The 20,502-nt window shown below is 41.0% G+C and carries 25 protein-coding genes; all 25 read right to left on the bottom strand.

Annotated elements, in window-relative coordinates:
- Positions 1–142: 142 nt before the first annotated feature.
- Complete coding sequence (gene rpsA / locus AC4MDD_RS07670; RefSeq protein ID WP_004696863.1) at positions 143–1,819, bottom strand: 30S ribosomal protein S1; 1,677 nt, start codon at positions 1,817–1,819, stop codon at positions 143–145.
- Positions 1,820–1,932: 113 nt separating this feature from the next.
- A complete protein-coding gene (gene cmk / locus AC4MDD_RS07665; protein ID WP_004984817.1) occupies positions 1,933–2,616 on the bottom strand; it encodes a (d)CMP kinase in 684 nt (227 codons plus the stop codon).
- Positions 2,617–2,633: 17 nt separating this feature from the next.
- Complete coding sequence (locus AC4MDD_RS07660) at positions 2,634–3,065, bottom strand: SRPBCC family protein (protein ID WP_004696860.1); 432 nt, start codon at positions 3,063–3,065, stop codon at positions 2,634–2,636.
- 75 nt (positions 3,066–3,140) lie between these two features.
- Positions 3,141–3,641, bottom strand: a complete 501-nt coding sequence (gene tadA / locus AC4MDD_RS07655; RefSeq protein WP_317109989.1) for a tRNA adenosine(34) deaminase TadA — start codon at positions 3,639–3,641, stop codon at positions 3,141–3,143.
- A 5-nt stretch (positions 3,642–3,646) separates the two neighbouring features.
- Positions 3,647–4,768 (bottom strand): enoyl-CoA hydratase/isomerase family protein, encoded by a 1,122-nt coding sequence (locus tag AC4MDD_RS07650; RefSeq protein WP_058951874.1) that lies wholly within the window; start codon positions 4,766–4,768, stop codon positions 3,647–3,649.
- Entirely contained in the window at positions 4,765–5,478 is a 714-nt protein-coding gene (gene ung, locus AC4MDD_RS07645) for a uracil-DNA glycosylase (RefSeq protein WP_004696856.1), read from the bottom strand. Before ung ends, AC4MDD_RS07650 begins: the two co-directional genes overlap by 4 nt.
- A gap of 41 nt (positions 5,479–5,519) precedes the next feature.
- Positions 5,520–6,116: a 6-pyruvoyl trahydropterin synthase family protein gene (locus tag AC4MDD_RS07640; protein WP_004696854.1), complete on the bottom strand. Its 597-nt coding sequence runs from the start codon at positions 6,114–6,116 to the stop codon at positions 5,520–5,522.
- A 122-nt stretch (positions 6,117–6,238) separates the two neighbouring features.
- Positions 6,239–7,189 (bottom strand): type II secretion system minor pseudopilin GspK, encoded by a 951-nt coding sequence (gene gspK, locus AC4MDD_RS07635; RefSeq protein ID WP_491882503.1) that lies wholly within the window; start codon positions 7,187–7,189, stop codon positions 6,239–6,241.
- Positions 7,190–7,267: 78 nt separating this feature from the next.
- Positions 7,268–7,888: a type II secretion system minor pseudopilin GspJ gene (gene gspJ, locus AC4MDD_RS07630; RefSeq protein ID WP_491882502.1), complete on the bottom strand. Its 621-nt coding sequence runs from the start codon at positions 7,886–7,888 to the stop codon at positions 7,268–7,270.
- Positions 7,885–8,286: a type II secretion system minor pseudopilin GspI gene (gene gspI, locus AC4MDD_RS07625; protein ID WP_062032924.1), complete on the bottom strand. Its 402-nt coding sequence runs from the start codon at positions 8,284–8,286 to the stop codon at positions 7,885–7,887. Before gspI ends, gspJ begins: the two co-directional genes overlap by 4 nt.
- 34 nt (positions 8,287–8,320) lie before the next feature.
- Positions 8,321–8,890 (bottom strand): type II secretion system protein, encoded by a 570-nt coding sequence (locus AC4MDD_RS07620; RefSeq protein ID WP_278344809.1) that lies wholly within the window; start codon positions 8,888–8,890, stop codon positions 8,321–8,323.
- A 12-nt stretch (positions 8,891–8,902) separates the two neighbouring features.
- The gene (locus AC4MDD_RS07615) at positions 8,903–9,517 is read right to left on the bottom strand and encodes a TetR/AcrR family transcriptional regulator (protein ID WP_004696845.1); all 615 of its coding nucleotides are present in this window, start codon (positions 9,515–9,517) and stop codon (positions 8,903–8,905) included.
- 45 nt (positions 9,518–9,562) lie between these two features.
- Positions 9,563–10,336, bottom strand: coding sequence for a TatD family hydrolase (locus tag AC4MDD_RS07610; RefSeq protein ID WP_078425022.1), 774 nt, complete (start codon positions 10,334–10,336; stop codon positions 9,563–9,565).
- A 26-nt stretch (positions 10,337–10,362) separates the two neighbouring features.
- The gene (locus AC4MDD_RS07605; RefSeq protein ID WP_005401154.1) at positions 10,363–10,704 is read right to left on the bottom strand and encodes a PilZ domain-containing protein; all 342 of its coding nucleotides are present in this window, start codon (positions 10,702–10,704) and stop codon (positions 10,363–10,365) included.
- Between the two features lie 14 nt (positions 10,705–10,718).
- Positions 10,719–11,702, bottom strand: a complete 984-nt coding sequence (locus AC4MDD_RS07600; RefSeq protein ID WP_126036800.1) for a DNA polymerase III delta subunit-related protein — start codon at positions 11,700–11,702, stop codon at positions 10,719–10,721.
- 19 nt (positions 11,703–11,721) lie between these two features.
- Positions 11,722–12,483, bottom strand: a complete 762-nt coding sequence (kdsB, locus tag AC4MDD_RS07595) for a 3-deoxy-manno-octulosonate cytidylyltransferase (RefSeq protein WP_491882501.1) — start codon at positions 12,481–12,483, stop codon at positions 11,722–11,724.
- An 8-nt stretch (positions 12,484–12,491) separates the two neighbouring features.
- Positions 12,492–13,496 carry a tetraacyldisaccharide 4'-kinase gene (lpxK, locus tag AC4MDD_RS07590; protein WP_491882500.1) on the bottom strand — a complete coding sequence of 335 codons (1,005 nt, stop codon included), beginning with the start codon at positions 13,494–13,496 and terminating at the stop codon, positions 12,492–12,494.
- 3 nt (positions 13,497–13,499) lie between these two features.
- Positions 13,500–15,227 carry a lipid A export permease/ATP-binding protein MsbA gene (gene msbA, locus AC4MDD_RS07585; protein ID WP_114836896.1) on the bottom strand — a complete coding sequence of 576 codons (1,728 nt, stop codon included), beginning with the start codon at positions 15,225–15,227 and terminating at the stop codon, positions 13,500–13,502.
- Positions 15,227–15,649: an ExbD/TolR family protein gene (locus AC4MDD_RS07580; RefSeq protein WP_004696832.1), complete on the bottom strand. Its 423-nt coding sequence runs from the start codon at positions 15,647–15,649 to the stop codon at positions 15,227–15,229. Before AC4MDD_RS07580 ends, msbA begins: the two co-directional genes overlap by 1 nt.
- Before the next feature lie 8 nt (positions 15,650–15,657).
- Positions 15,658–16,311 carry a MotA/TolQ/ExbB proton channel family protein gene (locus AC4MDD_RS07575; protein WP_058869744.1) on the bottom strand — a complete coding sequence of 218 codons (654 nt, stop codon included), beginning with the start codon at positions 16,309–16,311 and terminating at the stop codon, positions 15,658–15,660.
- 36 nt (positions 16,312–16,347) lie between these two features.
- Complete coding sequence (locus tag AC4MDD_RS07570) at positions 16,348–17,235, bottom strand: ParB/RepB/Spo0J family partition protein (RefSeq protein ID WP_058869745.1); 888 nt, start codon at positions 17,233–17,235, stop codon at positions 16,348–16,350.
- Complete coding sequence (locus AC4MDD_RS07565; RefSeq protein WP_004696827.1) at positions 17,232–18,014, bottom strand: ParA family protein; 783 nt, start codon at positions 18,012–18,014, stop codon at positions 17,232–17,234. Before AC4MDD_RS07565 ends, AC4MDD_RS07570 begins: the two co-directional genes overlap by 4 nt.
- Positions 18,015–18,039: 25 nt before the next feature.
- Positions 18,040–18,672, bottom strand: a complete 633-nt coding sequence (rsmG, locus tag AC4MDD_RS07560; protein WP_491882499.1) for a 16S rRNA (guanine(527)-N(7))-methyltransferase RsmG — start codon at positions 18,670–18,672, stop codon at positions 18,040–18,042.
- An 84-nt stretch (positions 18,673–18,756) separates the two neighbouring features.
- The gene (murU, locus tag AC4MDD_RS07555) at positions 18,757–19,446 is read right to left on the bottom strand and encodes an N-acetylmuramate alpha-1-phosphate uridylyltransferase MurU (RefSeq protein ID WP_491882498.1); all 690 of its coding nucleotides are present in this window, start codon (positions 19,444–19,446) and stop codon (positions 18,757–18,759) included.
- A complete protein-coding gene (locus tag AC4MDD_RS07550; RefSeq protein WP_279043796.1) occupies positions 19,443–20,459 on the bottom strand; it encodes a phosphotransferase in 1,017 nt (338 codons plus the stop codon). Before AC4MDD_RS07550 ends, murU begins: the two co-directional genes overlap by 4 nt.
- Positions 20,460–20,502 lie beyond the last annotated feature (43 nt).

Genomic DNA, 20,502 nt, shown 5'->3' with positions numbered 1-20,502 from the left:
CAAGCTACCTTGTAGATAGATTGATAATAACCTGTTTAAATACAAAACGGTAGCGTAATAAGTGAATACTACGCTACCGTTTATTGTATTTGTGTAAAAAGTATTAGTTAACTTACATTAACAATACAATTCAAACATCTACTTAGTTGCCCATTTGAGCTTTGATCAAATCACCAATAGTCTTAGGACCATTGTCTTGACCAGTAGTTGCTGTCTTCAAGTTAGCAACTGCTTCTTTCTCTTCAGCTTCGTCTTTCGCTTTGATAGACAAGTTGATAGAGCGAGATTTACGATCTACGTTGATGATTTTCGCTTCAACTTCTTGACCAACTTCAAGGAACTTAGTTGCATCTTCAACGCGGTCGCGGTTAATTTCAGATGCTTTAAGAGTCGCTTCAACTTCGTCAGCTAACTTAAGTGTTGCGCCACGAGCGTCAACAGCAGTTACAGTACCTTTTACAAGTGCACCGCGTTCGTTAGCAGCTAAGAAATCGTTGAACGGATCGCTGTTCATTTGCTTGATGCCAAGGCTGATACGGTTGCCTTCAGCGTCTACAGACAAGATAACCGCTTCAACTGTGTCACCTTTCTTGTAACGACGGATAGCTTCTTCGCCTTGTTCGTTCCAAGAAATATCAGACAAGTGAACTAGACCATCGATACCGCCTGGTAAACCGATGAAGATACCGAAGTCAGTGATTGACTTGATCGTACCTGAAACTTTTTCACCTTTGTCGTGGTTCTTAGCAAACTCTTCCCATGGGTTAGCACGAGTTTGTTTGATACCAAGAGAAATACGACGACGCTCTTCGTCAACTTCAAGAACCATAACATCAACTTCATCACCAATCTGAACAACTTTAGATGGGTGGATGTTTTTGTTAGTGTGGTCCATTTCAGAAACGTGTACTAAACCTTCAACGCCTTCAGCGATTTCTGCGAAACAGCCGTAGTCAGTTAAGTTAGTTACGCGAGCTTTAACGATTGAACCTTTAGGGTAACGGTTCATGATCGCTAACCATGGATCTTCGCCTAATTGCTTAAGACCTAAAGATACGCGGTTACGTTCTTTGTCAAACTTAAGTACTTTAACAGTAACTTCTTGACCAACTTCAACAACTTCTGATGGGTGCTTGATACGCTTCCAAGCCATGTCAGTGATGTGAAGAAGACCATCAATACCGCCAAGGTCAACGAATGCGCCGTAGTCAGTAAGATTTTTGATAGTACCAGTAACTGTTTGACCTTCTTCAAGCTGAGCAAGAAGAGCTTCACGGTCAGCTGAAGATTCAGCTTCCATAACAGCACGACGAGATACAACAACGTTGTTACGTTTAGCATCAAGTTTGATTACTTTAAATTCTAACTCTTTACCTTCTAAGTGAGTAGTATCACGAATAGGACGAGTATCAACTAAAGAACCTGGAAGAAACGCACGAACTGGACCGATGTCAACAGTGAAACCGCCTTTAACTTTACCAGAGATAACACCAGTAACGATTTCGCCGTCTTCAAAGATTTTTTCAAGTTTAGTCCAAGTTTCAGCACGTTTCGCTTTTTCACGTGATAAAACTGTTTGACCCATGCCGTTGTCAAGCGCTTCAACAACAACATCAACAGTGTCGCCAACTTGAACTTCAAGTTCGCGTTGTTCATTTAAGAATTCAGCGCGGTCAACAATACCTTCTGATTTAAGGCCAGTGTCAACTGTTACCCAATCAGAATCGATGTTTACTACAACGCCTTGGATGACAGCACCCTTTTCAACGTTGAGGTTTAATTCGCTTTCTTCAAAGAGGGCTGCAAAAGATTCGGTCATGATATACCTGATAAAGTCAGCGGTCTTGGATCAGACAAGGCCGGTTTAGTTAAGCGTCTACATAGTCCATTTTGAACTGATCAAGCTATGCTTCTGCTGAATATAAAAATTCGTTAGTTTGCTAATTGCTTATCGATATAAGCCGTCATAAGCTGAAATACCTCATCAATGTTCAATTCAGAACTATCAATGATGTAGGCATCAGCTGCTGGTCTGAGTGGAGCAACTTCGCGCTCCATGTCACGTTTATCACGCGCCTCAATATTAGCTAAAATATCGTTTATTTTAGCATCCAGCCCCATACCCTGCAACTGCTTTACTCTGCGTTCAGCACGAGATTGGGCTGAAGCAGTTAAATAAATCTTGGCTTGAGCCTCTGGAAAGATAGATGTTGCCATGTCTCGGCCATCTGCAACCAAGCCCGGTGCTTGTGCAAAAGCATGCTGGCGATCGACCAGCGCAGCTCTAAGCTCAGGAATTGTTGCAACTTTTGATGCAAACTCACCAACTCGCTCAGTTCGAATGGTTTGACTAACATCCTCACCATTGAGCAAGACTTGTGTGCCTTGTGCAGAACTTAAAAATTGTATGTCTAAATGTTTAGCAATTTCGACACATTGACTCAGTTCGCTTGACAAAGCATCTAACAAATCTTGTTGATGCAATGACAGGCCCAACAAGCGATATAACGCTCCCGAATCAAGTAAATGAAATTGATAATGAGCTGCTATTTTCGCAGCCAGTGTGCCCTTACCCGAACCACTTGGGCCATCAATTGTGATTATTTGAACTGTCATTGCTTACCCAAAGTTTGTTATACAGATTTAGCGAGTTTCGAAAAACCTAGTTTAATCGCAGATTTAAGCTGTGCAAGGATTAATTTACTTACAAAAGGTGCACGTGCCTGTAATTCAATCGTATAGGTCACTAAAGTTTTATTCGAGTCAATCGGCTCAAACTCAATAATACCCAAATGATGTTTGATGAGTGGATTTTTAATAATCTTGTATTCAATACGTTCATTCACATTCATTAATGTGATTTGCTCTTGCAAAGGTTTAATTGGACCAAAACCCATACGACGCACAGAACCAAGTCCATCCGGACGTTCTGGATCTGCTGAATCTTTCACTCGCACCACTTGAACTGGTGCAAAAGCGACGTTATAGGTTGAGTGTTTAGAAAGTAAATCAAACACCTGTTCTACAGGTGCATTAAATTCTTTTTTAATCTGAATATTGTTCATGGTGATTCCAACGCCTTATTTGACAATAATTATTGTCATTTTATTTTACATGAAATTATTATTTTACGAATTCATTCATCCCTTTTCTTGTAGACGGGATAGTCGCTTTTGTTCGCGGCGCATTTTAAAAAAGTGGCTGAGCTGCTGTGAACATTGCTCATGTAAACAACCTGACTCAACCAAGAACTGATGATTATAATAACCCGTTTCAAATAGTTTACGTGCACTTATAAGCGAACCCGCTTTCGGCTCTGTCGCACCAAATACCACTTTTGAAACGCGTGCATGCACCAAAGCACCTACACACATGGTACAAGGCTCAAGCGTCACATACATGACCGAATCATCAGGCAAACGATAGTTTTGTATATGTTGACAGGCATCGCGCAGAGCTTGAACCTCAGCATGTGCGGTAGGGTCATTTAGCGAAATAGGCGCATTAAAGCCCGAACCAATAATTTTATTTTGACTCACAATGATCGCCCCAACTGGGACTTCACCTTTTGATGCCGCAATAGCAGCCTGCTCTAAAGCAAGCTGCATCCATTCACTATCTGTTTTTAAAACATCAGTCATAAAGATTAGATTACATCGTAATGTTTAAGGAGTTCATTCCAGCTTTCAATACTCGTTGTTGGTGGATTACCAGCGAAAATACCCTTTAAGCTGTTACTAGCCCCTTGTTTCCATGCAGGTGACAAGTCTTTATCCACTAAACGCGCACGCACACCCTCAACAAAGTCTGCATGACGAATTTTCCAGTCCGAAATTTGCGTTTCAAGCTCAAACACTTCATTCCAAGAATGAACCTGCTTACCCCACTGCCATAACAACCATGTTAATGCAGCAGTTGTTGGTGAGCCTTTTTGCAAGTTTTCACTGGCTTGACGAAGCCAATCACTACGTGCATCACTTAAACCAACAATAGCATCATAATCATGCTCGAAGTTCACACCACGACATACACTATGAATGACATCCAAAGAGTTCTGTAATGGACCTGGGCCCACCGGACGATGCATACTGTTTAATGTGTCATCAATGGCTCTAAAATCACCTGCTGGATAATGGCTCCAGTCAATATTGATGACTTTCTCAAGCACCGTATTACGCTGCGCATCACAGATATGTGTTGCCCAACCAATCCCATATGCGCCCGCAGCCGTCATGATTGAACCCGTTAAGCCCGTGAACAAACCAATTGCCCCACGGTCCGCCAAGAAGCGCGTTGCACCCACATCTGGGTACAAACCAATATTAATTTCAGGCATCGCTAAACGTGAATGCGGTGTTACCAAACGGAATGGTGCTGCCATAAACAGACCCAAACCACCGCCCATGACATAACCTTCACCCCAGACCAAGACAGGCTTAGCATAGTTATGCAGTAATAAATCTAAAGCATATTCTTGCTCAAAGAACTGATTGGCTGTTTCAACTTCATCATTAATCACCAGTTGACGAAGTTTACGTACATCACCACCCGCACAGAACGCTTTTGGTGTAGTTGAATCCAACCAAATGGCTTTTACAGCGTCATCGCTATGAAAATCTTGAAACACTTCAAATAAAGCTGAAACAATCGTTTCATCTAAAGCGTGAAGTGATTTTGGTCTATTCAGACGAACAATGCGCCAACCATTTTTTGCTTCTTCTACAATCAAATCTGGATGGTAGTTTTTAGAAACGGGAGAATATGTCATGCGTCCAGCTGCCAATCTATAGGCTCAATGCCATGTTGTTTAAGATAATTATTGGATTTTGAAAAAACTTTACAACCGAAGAATCCACCACGGTTTGCTGCCAAAGGTGACGGATGTGCCGCCTTTAACACCAAATGCTTTTCTTGATCAATCCGTTGTCCTTTCCGCTGCGCATATGCTCCCCAAAGAATAAAAACAATATGCTCGCGCTGTTCATTTAAAACATCAATCACATGATCGGTAAAGTCTTCCCAACCTTGTTTTTGATGTGATGTGGGTTGACCAGCTTCAACGGTTAATACACTGTTCAACAGCAAAACACCTTGCTGCGCCCAACGAGTTAAATCCCCATGTTTAGGAATATCAATTCCTAAATCTTTATTTAACTCATGGAAAATATTACGTAAAGATGGTGGCAAAGCAAGCCCCTTTTGCACAGAGAAACTGAGCCCATGTGCCTGATTCGGCCCATGATACGGGTCTTGTCCGAGTATTACCACTTTCACATTCGCCAAAGGCGTTGTATTAAATGCATTAAAAATCAGCGCATTTGGCGGATAAATCACTTTATTCGCTTTTATTTCTGTAACAAGAAACTGCTTTAACGCATCCATCTTTGTACTAAGCAAAAAGTCACTTAATCCATGTTTCCAACTGGCATCCAGCTGAATTTTATCAAGCTTGGTTTGCTGTTGTTCTGTTAAAGACATACTTGCGCCTTATTCCCTTACTGTATATTCCGTGACAAATTTCACAGTTTGACTTGCAATTCTACATTCGGATTGTGAAATTGGATACCTTCTTTTAATTTGGTATACATTTCAGTGTCCGCCCATTCCGCTTGGATTTGTTCTGAAAACTCGATCTGGCTTAAATCTAAAAGCCCCATCTGTGTATTTTCAATATCTTCAATAAAACTCTGCGCATAGCCCGTATCGGTCTCATGCACAATCACCGAGTACACTTCCACATCACCTTCACCGTTTTGAGTCACGGTCGACGCAAGTACTTGCTGTGCAAGATAAAAGAAAATACGTGAAAATTGTTCAGCCGATGGCGAAACAGGTAGCGACACCCAACGTGCACTAAATGTTTTACATGCTTGAATATATTCTGGATCATCGTTTTGCCAAAAACAAATCGCATGATCAAAAGAGTCATAAAGGTCTTTAATCACCCCTTTCAGCAAGCCAAAGTCATAAACCATTTGACCATGATCTAATTTCGATGCTTTGAGGAGTAATTCAACTTTATAACTATGACCATGAATGGAGCGTTTACAACGATCCGATGTACAGTTGCGTACAATATGGGCATTTTCAAACTTAAATAACTTACGAATTAACATATGCCGTAATGCAATCAAACTTTCTGAGAATTGACTTTAATTATAAAGCAAAAGTTAACCTATGCTCATTTATTTTATTGTTCAATCCAATTGGTAAATCATATCAGCCTTACATTTAGCCTTTAAAAAGGTGACATGCTCCGATAAGCCACATATACCACTTGATCTTTTCGCACCAAATCACTACTAAACTGACGCTTACGCTCACTCAGCAGCACTTCAATTCTGGCTTTAAAATAGTTCGATTGAACTCCGAGAAAATCATTAACAGCAGCCCGCTGAGTCTCGTCCACTTGTTTAAATGGATCAACCTCCCACAGTTCATTAACATTGGAAAAATGCTCCAAATTGGCCTGTCTTTGCTTTTGTAAATTTTGAATAGCAGATACATCCAACTTAGGATCAATGCTAGCCAACACCAGTGCAGGTGCAGTATTTACATTCACCTTTAATTCATTACTCGGTAAAGCACTCACATAAGGTGCAATCAGTAGATAATTGCGCCCCTCAAACCCCCGCACCAACTTCAACTGTTCAACATTATAAAAAGCACGATTTGATGCCAAATACCCCTGTGCTAAACTTTGATAATAAGCAGATTCAGCACCCATCGGCCCACTGACTTCATCATCTTCATCTTGCCAATCAATCACTGCTTCTGAAAGCTGTGCAGGCAACCCCACACGTACCAGCAGCCTTTCAAACCAAAGTTTTGCAGCCTCATTCGGCTTTTTATCCGACTTAACTAAAGCATTTAAATTAAATTTACCCGATTCATCTTCTAAACGCCCAGAAACAAAACCATCTTCCACTGGAAAAGCAGGCATGGGCTTCGCCCATGTTTCCTGTAGATGATCGACCTCTGCTGCATTTTTAGCATCATCCACTAACAGCTCAGAAAAAAAAGCTTCTGCACTTTTTGCGTATAACAGAGCTTGGTTTTGTCGCATTAAATAAGCCGTACTCTCTGCGGTATTGCGCTGATGTTTCGCAATCGTAGCCGCAAGGATGGTTGCTAAAGCCACCATCACCAAAATGGTGATCAATGCAATGCCGTGCTGAGAGCGCTTCAAAACATCCACCTATTTACAACGAATACATTTAAGGAAAAATGGTTTTGCATAGAGTCCGTGAGTTTCATATCCTGCAACTTAATTTTTTTGTTTTAAAAAATCTGTATTTAATAAACTAAACACCCATTCATAACTCACTTCATTAACAGTGAGGTTTATTTTTAAACCGCGCGGTAGTATTTTTGCCTGAGTCACATCATTTTCACTCAATGCCACCTCAGGCCATTGTGCCATTTCATTGGGATTAAGTAGCATAATTTGAAATTGATCAACCGAATCAAGTAAAACACTGGTTTCAGGTTGATCATTACCTGTTTGATTTAAATTTTTATATTTATAACGGTACAGTTTTTTTTCATCTGCTTTATAAATATATTCAACTCGCTCTTCAGGCGGTATGCCTTGCATTAAAGGATCAGTCACGCTAGTTTTACTAAAGGTTAACTGACCATTTTGCAACATGACTGCGGGTTGAACCTGCCCCGCAACATTGGCAGTAATTGGTACAATTTGCACAGTGTCACGTAACACTTGTTGATATGCTTCTTGTAGCTGACCTAAGCGCTGTTCATGTTGGGTATTACGCTCTTTAATCTTGATCAGATAATCAAAAACCTTCCAACCCAAAGCTGAAAGCACAGCAAAAATCGCGATTGCCACCAACAACTCAACCAAAGTAAAGCCTGAGCGTTTTGTCATGGTTGGCTTCCATCACGATGGTTAAAAAAAACTAAACTCGTAACACCCGAATCTACTTTTCCAGTTTCAGTATTCACCAAGCTCACCTGTACATTGACGCGTTGCACATTAGCACTAATCGTTGCTTGCGCTGATTTATCAATTTGCCAAGTTTCACCTTGTTGGGTGATTTGTTTAGAGGCCGTGCCTTGTAGCCAATCACGATTGATTTCCATCATAGAAATTTCATTCAAGGCAACAAATTGTGCCTTGGTACGCAAGATGGCATGGGCTGTAGACTGAGTATATTGCATACCCACTTTGGTTAAAGCGACCGCTGCTGTAGCAAAAATAGCCAGTGCCACCATCACTTCCAGCAATGTAAATCCTGAGCGAGGATTAATGAAATAATATTTCATCCGAGCGCAAGCCGGCAGACTATTCTTTAAATCTTTAGCTCGCATTTATTTTACCCAAATGATCAATTTCAATTTCTGCACCCACGGGCTCATTGGCATAATAAAATTGAATACGAACAGGTTTTGCTTCGCCATTCCCCAACCAAATCAGTTTAGGTGCACTCGATTGGGTTAAATCATCGTTTCGGGCTTGGGAAACATCATAGTCTAAGGATTGCACAGCAAAAGATACATTTTTAGCTAACACTTGCTGCGGGAACTCATTATATTTTTGCCATTTTTGGTGATTCAGCATTGCATTATTTTGTTGTTCTGTGGGTATGGTAAATTGAGGGTTTTTATATTCAACAACAGTATAAGAAAAATCAGCCACATCGGTCGCAGGATGAACCTCTAGTGCCAAAACACGTGCTTGATCATTTGCCTCACGTGCAATTTTCTGTACATCCATGATAAAAAAATCACGGGCTTGCGCTGCTTTACGTTGATCGACCCCATTGATATTCAACATCACCAATGACGCCATAATGGCCATAATAACAATAACCACCATCAATTCAACCAGTGTAAATCCTTGAATCCTTGAAGGTAGTTTCTGTTTCATACATCCTATCCGCTAAGCAAGATAACCTGCTGCACCCGTTTGTTTAGGCATCGCCAGAGCTTGGTCGATGTAGGCCACGCGTAAAGTGTCGCGTGAGCCCAAATATCGTTGATAAAAACTAGAGTTCAAAATCGCTGCGGCACCATGCGTCAAAGACCAAATCGATGCCAAATAATCACGAACTGTCATTTGACTTTCTATCGACTCCAAATACCGCTCGGTCATACGAATAATTAAACGTAGACGTTGCTTTCGAATTTGATAAAGTTCAGTAAATAAATGATAGATCCCAACACCCGTGGTCGATAATCGCTCTTCTATTTGATGAAACAACACGGTGCGTTCAGGATGATGCAAATGATGTAACATAAAAAATGCTAGATGTTCAGGGAACTGCTTATCCGTATCTTTAATCATTTCAAGCAACATTTGCTCATTACGAATAATGAGCAACATATAGAGTTCATCTTTACTTTGAAAATGTTTATAAAGCGTACCTTTTGCTAGATCTAATTCCGCAGCCAATGCATCAAGGGTCATCCCTGCTTCGCCATTCTCTAAAAGCAACTGTTCAGCCACTTGGAAAATTAACGCTTCTCTTGCTCGAAACTGAGCCTGACGATCCATTTTCACCCTAGTACTCTCTTATACGCTTTTATCGTTTCAATTTATTTACTTCATGTTGAGAAGGTTTTCAAAGTTCTGTGTTGTGATGAAAGCCATCTCTTCCAAGGACTTATCATATACATCTGCCAAGGCTTTGGCTACATAAGGAACGTACTTTGGCTCATTAGACTTTCCTCTATATGGCATCGGTGCCAAATAAGGACTATCCGTCTCAATTAATAAGCGATCCAAAGGAACTTGCTTCGCCACATCACGCAGGTCTTGCGCATTTTTAAAAGATACAATCCCTGAAAATGACACATAGTAACCGCAGTCTAAAACAGCTTTGGCCGTTTCCCAGTCTTCTGTAAAGCAATGCAAAATTCCATGGGTCGATTTTTCGGCGCGAATAATATCGACAGTATCGTGCTTGGCAGAACGGGTATGCACAACAACTGGTTTTTTTACAGCTTGTGAAGCATGAATATGTCGTGCAAAACAGTCTTTTTGCTCAGCGATGAAATCTGTACTGTGAAAATAATCGAGCCCAGTCTCACCAATTGCCCAAACTTTTTCAGGCTGTGCCAACTCAATTAAATAGTCTGTGGTCGCGCGGGCCATGGTTTCAGGATCTTCACAAGGATGCACCCCGACGCTATAGCCCACATCGTCATGCCGTGCCGCAATTTTTGCTAGCTCAATATGATCATCAAGATCAACCGAGATACTCATAAAGCGATGAACGCCCGCTGCACGTGCTTGCGCTAATGCTAAATCTAAATCCCCATCATAAGGGGTTAAATCTAGCATGGTTAAATGGCAGTGTGTATCTACAAACACAGGCGTTTCCTACTTCATGTACTTAATTACATAGTGTAACTAGTTCGCCCTTCAGACTTAATACCTGCAAGCAACTTTTCCGCTTCTGATTTGTAATAAACCCCTTTCTCCCCAGAAAGTTGAATACCAAATCCTTGGAGTTTGATTCCATTTTGCTTTTGCGAGATCCAAATCACTTTACCTGTTAGAGGAATTTTCTGTGCTTGCTCTGGCAATGTTGCCAAAACAAAGACTTCCTCCCCCATTTTCACAGGTTGCTTGGATGGAATAAATAAACCACCACCAACCACAAAAGGCATGTAGCTTGCATATAACGTTGCTTTATCTGGAATATTGGCTTGAATGATTCCGCCCATACGTGGTTGCATAAAATTCCCCTGTTTTAAACATCCATCAACCGAATACACAATTGGTCGAGCACTAAATTAGTTTGTACGTTTTGTTCAATATATTGTTTTGACTGTTGCAACTCGGCATAAATTGAAAACAAAGTTTCAAGTGAATACCGTTCTGCCAGCACACTGAAATCCAAATCAGTGTTTTTTAATTGCTGATTTAGCTTGACACAAATCAAATCTGACAACAAGTACTCAAACATTTGACTAAAATCACTAAATGTCAGCGCTTTATTCCACTTGGTCGCAATTGCCATCGGCATATTTTTATCCATCACCAACTTTTGCCAATCTTTTAAAAATTCAGCACGTTGAGGAATCCACTCACTCTCGGACAATGTAATTGCCTGCAACGGCATATGATTGGACAAATTCATCAACAAATGTTGTTGTGCCAAATCCGTATGGGGCAAATGCTGGTTTAAAAATTGCTCTGCTTGCTGTTCATTTATGCGATCCAAAGTAAAATGCTGCAAACGACTGCGAATGGTTGCAGGCAGTTTTAAATAATGATCTGCCAATAAAATGATAAGTACACGATCCCCGGGTTCTTCAAGCGTTTTCAATAAAGCGTTGGCTGAAGCTGTGTTCAAAGCCTCAGCAGGTTCAATAATGATGACGCGCCAACCATCTACCGTTTGCTGCACAAAAGGCAGCAGATCACGAATTTTCTCAATTTTGATCTTGGCATTTTGTTTCTTATTGTCTTCATCTGTAGTGATATGCACATAATTGGGATGTGTATCCGCCTTTAACCACTGACAACTTCCACACTCCCCACAGGCCAAATGATTTGGTTGCCGCTTAGCGCATAAGACCCAAGTAAGGAACTGCTCAGCAAAAGTCTCTTTACCACAACCTTTTTTGCCATAAAACAATAAGCCATGACCAATATTGGGAAAGCGCGTGGTTAAAGTTTCCCAAACAGTTTGATGCCACGGATAAATCTGCTCAGGCAGCGTTTGCTTCATTTATACGACCTAAGTTCTATTATGCAAAATGAGCCACATCCATGGCATTTAAACGATCTAAATCTTCTTGTGTATCCACACCTGGTGGCAAGTTCGCTTCTGCGATATCAATGGCAATACGGTGCCCATTCTCCAAAACACGCAGTTGCTCTAGGCTTTCGAGCTTTTCGAGTGTACCCATATCCCATGTCACATATTCTTGAAGCAATTTCACGCGGTAAGCATACAAGCCCAAATGACGGAAGGCTTGGTTATGCAACGTTTGTTCCACTTGTTTTGCAGCATCTCGGTCATATGGAATAGTGGCACGACTAAAGTAAAGTGCTTGTTTGTACTTCGACATCACCACTTTAACAATACTGTCACGTTTAAATTCATCTAAATGATGAATTGGTTCGCACAAAGTCGACATTGAACAATCGGCTTGTGACTCTAAAAGTTGCGCGACTTGCTTGACCAAAGCCGCTGGCAATAAAGGCTCATCACCTTGAACATTCACAATGATATCTTCACTGGCCCAGCCCTTAATTTTTGCCACCTCACTTAGACGGTCTGTTCCCGAAGGATGCTCCGCTGAGGTCAACACCACATCCACGCCTTCAGCCATACAAAGGTCATAAATTCGCTGATCATCCGTTGCGACGCAGAGATCATCAAAACCTTCAACTTTCTTCGCCTGATCAACGACCCGTAAAATCATTTCACGACCATGAATTTTAAGAAGTGGTTTTCCAGATAAACGTGTGCTCGCAAAACGCGCAGGAATAACAATATGCTTCATAATAGACCTTAAGAAATTTCAATACCTACAGCGGCGAGCTGTTGATGTAAGGTGTCATAACACGCCGTCGATAACACTGCATCGACAGGAACAACCCAAATATCGCGGGCAAAACTAGGATTTTGTTTGAGCAGTGCTAAAATTTTCACTGCATCTTTTTCAGTGGTAATGATGGGATTGGCATCGTCAAAAACCAAATCTTCTAACTCATATTCATAATGATCGGCAAACTCATGACACTGGAATTGCTGTACTCCCATACGCTCTAAAGTACGATAAAAGCGCTGCGGAAACCCGATCCCCACGACTGCATAAAAATCATCTTGCGGATTGAATGCTTTTGCCTCAGTACTATTCAACAAGTAAGGCTCTGCAACCTCTAAGTGCATGTGCATAGTACGAGTAGGATGATCTGCATGTTCAATCACTGTACCTTGATCCAGTCTAGATTTTGGCTCTCGTAAATAACCTTCGGGCAATAATTTTTCATTACCAAGACCACGATTATTATCCAAGACAATCCATTCAATTTGACGCTTCAATGCCCAATGTTGCAGCCCATCATCGCTAATGATCAGATCAATGGGATAGTGAGATAAAAGCAGTTCAATACTTTCTTGGCGATTTGGACCCACTGCCATCGGCACATCAGTGGATTGCACGATGAGTGTTGGTTCATCACCTACATTTTCAGGCAATGAGTTGAGATCCACCATCGTCGGAAATGGTCCTTTGGCACCATAACCGCGACTAATCACCCCAACTCGAATATTTTTATTTTGTAAATAACTCACCAAGTGAATAAGCAGAGGGGTTTTTCCACTCCCACCCACAGTAATATTACCAATCACCATGACAGGTACAGGAGCCGTATAGGCTTTTTTAATATTGCACCGATACAACTTACGGTTTAAAAGAAAACCGCCACGATATAACCAAGACAGCGGACGAAGCACAATTAACCACTTTGCCTGTGAGTTCCAAGCATCCTGAATAAACCGTGCACCTGACATGACTTAGTTTTCCTCAAAATTACGCTGATGGAGTTGATAATAAGCACCTTGCTTAGCAATAAGTTCAGCATGTGTACCTTGCTCTACTATACGCCCTTTATCCATCACCACAATACGGTCTGCATTCTCAATAGTGGATAAACGATGCGCAATGACAATCGTGGTACGATCTCGCATTGCAGCATCGAAGGCACGCTGAATAAAATACTCTGATTCATTATCAAGCGCGCTGGTAGCTTCATCTAAGATCAGTACAGGCGCATTTTTCAAAATCGCACGAGCAATGGCTATACGTTGGCGTTGACCGCCTGATAAATTGAGACCTTGTGCCCCCAACTTGGTGTTGTAGCCTTGTGGTAAAGCCATAATAAAGTCATGTGCATAAGCTGCTTTTGCCGCTGCAATTACCTCTTCATCAGAGGCATTTTCAAGCTGCCCATAGGCAATATTGTCACGCACAGTGCGGTTAAATAAAACCACTTGCTGATTGACCATTGCCACTTGGGTACGCAGACTATTGATTTCAATATCGTGAATATCGATACCATCAAAGAGGATTTGACCCGAGGTCGTATCTTGAAAACGCACCAGTAAATTCACTAGAGACGTTTTACCAGCACCAGAACGCCCCACTAAAGCAATCGTCTCACCTTCTTTGACACTCAGATTAAAATCATGCAGCGCTTGATAACCATCCACATAAACTAAGTTCACATCTTTAAAGTCGATATTACCTTTCAGTACTGGAGTTAAAGTCCCAGTATTTTTTTCTTCAGGCAAATCTAAAATTTCAAAGACGGAATGTGCTGCCGCCATACCCCGTTGAATTTTTTCATTCACATCAGTCAATGCTTTAATTGGCCGACTCAACATACCTGCTGCAGTAATATACGCCACAAATTGACCCGCGCTGGTATCTTGCAAAATTTCTGGGCGTAGTGCGATCCACATCACAATACTCAGAGCAACGGACATAATCAACTGTACAATTGGACTATTGAGCTGTTGCACAACCACCATTTTCAAACCGCGTCGTAAATTCTCCAATGAGGTATCTTTAAAACGTTGTTGCTCATACCCTTGACCACCAAAACCTTTCACCACCAAGTGACCATTGACTGTCTCTTGTACCACGTGATTGACATCCCCCATGGTGTCTTGGACTTGAATGGAAAGCTTACGCATACGCTTTGCTGCTTTACGAATAAGCAAACCTATCAGTGGCGCAAAAATCAAAATACACAAAGTCAGACGCCAGTTGCTATAAATCAGGTAACCGAGCAATGCAAGAGTGATTAGACCTTGCTGAACAATAGTTCTTAATGACTCTGTAGATGCGGCTGTAAGCTGCTCCACGTTATACATAATTTTCGCAGTGATATGACCACTGTTATTGTCCAGATAATACTGCGAGGGAAGACGCAATAATTTGGCAAAAACTTCTTGGCGAATATTAAAGACCAAGTTTCTGGAAATGACCGCTGTAAAGTAGCCTCCCATGAACAAACCCAGCCCACGGAAGAACATTACCACAACAACCAAAATTGGGAACAATGTCGTAAAACCTTGATCACGGTGTTGAATCGCTTCAATAATTTTTTCAAGTAATTTAGCGACAGAAACTTCTGTCGCCGCATTCATAGCAAAACCAATCACCACAAGAATCGCTACGCCCCAATACGGTTTTAAATAGCTCAGTAGACGTAGATAAACTTTTAAATCGTGTTTCACTAATAACCTCGAGAAGGCACTTTGGTACTAATATTGATATTTACAAATCCCAACTGACCAGCCACATCCATCACACGGATCACATCCTGATGGGTTGCTTTTGCATCCGCAGCAATCACAAACATTAGATCACGACGGTCATTGGAAATCTGTTTAATTGCGGTATTTAATTCTGAAACATCTTTCGATGCAATAGACTGACCATTAATTGAATAATGCCCTGTGGAATCTACCACCACTTCAATTTTATGATCAAATGTTTTCGGTGGAACACCTTGCGCATCGGGCAAGGTTAAATTCATACGACTAAATTGATTGAAGGTGGTGGTCAGCAATAAAAACACCAAAATAAATAATAAGCAATCAATCATTGGTGTAAGGTTAATATGAACATCTTCAACTTGTGAACGTTTGAATTTCATACTTCACCTTAGCTCGCTTGCTTCACAACAACATCATCTTGGTTTTCAAGCACAGTTTCTGTTTGCTTATAAAATAAAGCCGCATGAAATAAAGTCGATTGCTGTTCTAATTCAGCAACATATTCTTGAACCAAACGCTGAAAATAACGATAAGCAAATAGTGCCGGAATCGCAATGAACATTCCTGCCGCTGTTGTAATCAGTGCTTTAGAAATCCCCGGAATCATCAGTGTTGGATTACTACTATTACCAATATCAATCATTAAAAATGACTCGATAATCCCGAGTACCGTCCCCAACAATCCTAAAAGAGGCGCGACAGCACTCAATGTTCCCAAAAAATTGATGTTTTTTTCAAGATAACCAATTTCCTGAGAGGCCGTTGCTTCCATCTGCGCACGTGCGAACTGTTCACCTTGTGCCTTACTTTGGTACCCAGCTTCCAAAATACGACCCAATGTCGTTGCCTGTAAATCTTGATTTTGTTTAAGTTTAGGCAAAACCATTTGTACGCTTTGCGCTGCACCTAATAGCAAATCTTTCGGTAAAATAGTGGATTTCTTCAAGCGAATAAAACGCTCTAAACTAATCGCAACAGTAAAGATCGAACAGAGAACAAGGGGCAGCATAAGCCACCCACCTGCTTTGACCAATTCCCACATAACACTTCCCCAAGTATTTAGAAATAGAAAATAAAATTATTCAGCTAAGCAAATATTCAAAATACCATCCAACTCGTCGAGTGAATGATAATGAATCGTGAGCTTGCCTTTCCCTTGTTTATTATGATCAATTTTGACATTTGCACTAAAACGATCTGTTAAGCGCTGTGTCAATTGTTGAAGATCTGGTGCCATTTCCGTTTTGGATTTTTCTTGTTTAGGCGCATTGAGATCACGGACATATTGTTCAGTTTGGCGAACAGATAAACTCTTCTCTATCACCAATTCTGCGACTTTCAGTTGATCTTTCCCTTTCAAAGTCAAAATGGCACGGGCATGCCCCATGTCCAGCAATCCTTGCTGCATAAAGTCTTTAACTTGTTCAGCTAGACTTAATAAACGTAGTAAATTACTCACCGTGGTACGCGCTTTACCCACAGTATCTGCAATTTCTTGATGACTTAAACCAAACTCTTCATGAAAACGCTGTAAAGCCATTGCTTGATCAATCGGATTAAGGTCTTGACGTTGAATGTTCTCAATCAACGCCAGTGCAATTGCAACTTGGTCTGTTAAATCACGAACAATGGCTGGAACTTGCGTTAACCCAGCAAGTTGAGCTGCACGCCAACGACGCTCACCCGCAATAATTTCATAGGGGTGCTTTTCATTATCAATTGGACGAATCACAATCGGCTGCATTACACCGTGTTTTTCAATCGATGCCGCTAACTCTTGCAAGTCTTGCTCATTAATAAAACGACGTGGCTGATATTCACCACGTTGTAATAGATGCACATCAATTTGTTTTAGCTGACCGTGATCAAGAGCTTGTGCTTCAAGTTGTAATTTCTCTTTTTGAATGGAACCGAGTAAGGCATCTAAACCACGACCTTTTGCCAGCCCACGTTTTTTAACGGTCATGCGTTACTTCCTTTTTTCACTTTGCTTTTCTTAATCATTTCAGCTGCTAAATGTAAATAAGCAACTGCGCCCTTCGAGCTTTTTTCAAAATAAATCACTGGCAAACCATGCGCAGGTGCTTCAGCTAGACGCACATTACGTGGAATGACGGTGTCATAGAGTTTTTTGCCAAAGTATTGTTCTAATTCTTCAGACACATCACGTGTCAGTGCATTACGTGCATCATACATGGTGCGTAAAACACCAATAATTTTTAACTCAGGATTTAATGCTTGTTGAATACGATCAATGGTCTGTGTTAAATCTGCCAAGCCTTCCAACGCATAATATTCACACTGCATTGGAATCATCACACCATCCACTGCTGCCAGTGCATTAACCGTAATCAAGCTTAAGCTTGGCGCACAGTCCACAATGATGTAGTCATATGCTTGTTCAATTTCTTGCAACGCATCACGCAGAATAAACTCACGCCCTTCTTGCTCAGCAATCGCAAGTTCAACTCCTGCCAAATCACGGTTTGCACCCAAGACCTTATAACCCACTTCCGCCTTGGTAATTGCAGTCTCTATAGGTACTTCACCCAGTAGAACATCGGTCACTGAATACAGTAGGTCATTTTTTTGAATGCCTGAACCCATGGTCGCATTGCCTTGCGAGTCCATATCAACCAATAAAACACGCTTTTTAAGTACTGCTAAAGATGCAGCCAAATTTACTGCGGTTGTGGTTTTACCTACACCACCTTTTTGGTTCGCAATCGCAATAATTTGTGCCATGACCCGCCCAATCCTTTGAATTTTTTTAGATACATTTTAATAAAAGTAAGTGTCGTTGTTCGTCCAAACGTGGAACTTTTAACGCAATAATGTCACAACTAAATTCGTTTTTGAACGCTTCAACTTCGTCATGCGGAACCAAGCCTTTCATCGACGCAATAATGCTGTCTTGGTGCATATAAGGCTTCGATGCATTGATAAAATCGGTTAAAGAGGCAAATGCACGACTGGTAATCACATCAAACTGACCCAAATCATGGATGCTATCTTCATTCTCAACACGCGTTTGAACTGCAATTACATTGGTTAATTTTAAGTCTGCAATAAACTGCTTTAAAAAACGAATTTTTTTGCCATTTGAATCGAGCAAAACACATTGACGCTCAGGTTGGCATAGAGCAATAATCATGCCCGGCATACCACCGCCTGTACCAATATCCAGCAAACGACCTTTCGGCAAATCTTTTAAAATACTTAAACTATCTAATAAATGCTTCACCAGCATTTCTTTAGGATCGCGAATCGCTGTTAAATTGTAAGCTTTGTTCCACAGCACAAGTGCGTCTTGATACTTCAGCAATAAATTTAATGCTTCTTCACTCAAATCTAAGCCAAGCTTTTGACTACCTTGCTTTAAGTCTTGAAAAAATGGATGCATAAAGAAGACATCTCAATAAAATTAAACTGAAGTATACCGATTTCTCAGCCGTGGAACAGTAGCTAACGCTTAGTGATTATGCACTTAAACGTACATACCTTGACGAATCTGTAGATCTAGATCACTTAATCGCTCAGGTGTGCCAACATCCACCCATGCGGCTTGCATTTTCTCAGCAGAAACTTTTCCAGCAGACATCGCTTCTTTTAGCAATGGAGCCAGTGGACGCTTACCTGCTTCCAAGCCCTTAAACATCTGTGGGTGAATAACAGCAACACCACTATAAGTTAGCGCCTCACCCGACTGCTCTTGTTCAAAGGTATAAGCACGCCCTTGATTTAAGATAAAGTCGCCTTTGGGATGCTGTGTCGGGTTGGGTACAAATACGAGATGCGCAAAATCAGTGTCCAACTGCACATCAAGTAAAGACGCAAAATCAAAAGTGGTCCAAACATCGCCATTCACTAAAATAAACGGTTCTGTCCCCAACAGTGGTAGAGCATTAATAATACCACCCGCTGTTTCAAGCCCTTCTTCTTCACGCGTCCAACGAATAGTCACACCAAACTGCGAACCATCGCCAAGTGCACCAATCAACACATCGGCCAACCAGGCAGAATTGATCACAATTTCTGTGACCCCAATTTGCTTGAGTTTTTCAATATGCCAAACGATCAGTGGTTTGCCACCAACTTCAAGCAGCGGTTTCGGTTTATATAATGTTAAAGGACGCATACGGTTTCCAAGCCCAGCGGCCAAAATCATCGCTTTCATGCTGCAACAACCTCATATTTGCCATATTTTGCTTCAAATTTTGGCATCACTTTATCGCAAATAAATTCTATGAAAGGTTGTAGTTCTGCATAAGGTTTGCTTTCTTCGAGTAAATACCACATCACACGTGGCAAATCTTTCAAATAACCTGATTTTCCGTCACGTTCAAATAACCGCACAAAAATACCTAAAATTTTAATATGACGTTGAATTGCCATCAGGTCAGCGTCTTGCTTAAACTGTTCAAAGTCACGCCCTTCTTTGGCAGAAGCTGGCAATAGGTCATAAAACACTTTAAACCAATGATAAACGCGCTCAGGATTCCACTGTACATACGCATCACGTGTAATTGAGATCAGATCATAAGTATCTGCACCTATCACAGCATCCTGAAAGTCAATTACGCCCTGCTCTTGTTCATCTGCCAAAAGCATGAGATTACGACTATGGAAATCACGATGTACAATCACTTGAGGCTGAGCCAAAGCAGCATTGGCTAAAATTGCAAATGTACGTTTAATCAGCGCAGACTCATCATCAGAAGGTTGAATCTGTAAACTTGGCAATAACCAATCTGTCAACAACGACATTTCGGTCATTAACTTCTCATAAGAATAAGCTGGGAAATGACCTTCACCATCAATAGATTGCAATTGAATCAACTGTTTAAAACTTTGCTCATAATGTGCATCAACAGTCTTGTCATCGAGCTGTGTTGACAGTAGCACATCACCAAAATCTTCAAGCAATAAGAAGCCTTGCTCCAAATCTTTCGCCACAATATGTGGTACACGAACACCGTTCGTATCAAAAAATTCATCAATCGTCACAAAAGGCACACAATCTTCTTTTTCTGGTGGTGCATCCATCAGCATAAATGTTTTATTATTCAACTTGATTCGTGCATAACGACGGAAACTTGCATCGCCTGCTAAAAAGTTAATTTCAAATTGATCTGAACCAAGTACAGATGAAATCCATGTTTGTATCAATTGTTCACGTTGTGTATTCATTTGCGATAAATTCTAATACAGGCTGAGTTTTTAAAGTGCTAAG

Source organism: Acinetobacter sp. CAU_H_29a_1 (assembly GCF_058599505.1).
This window is presented reverse-complemented; position numbering and strand designations above follow the sequence as displayed.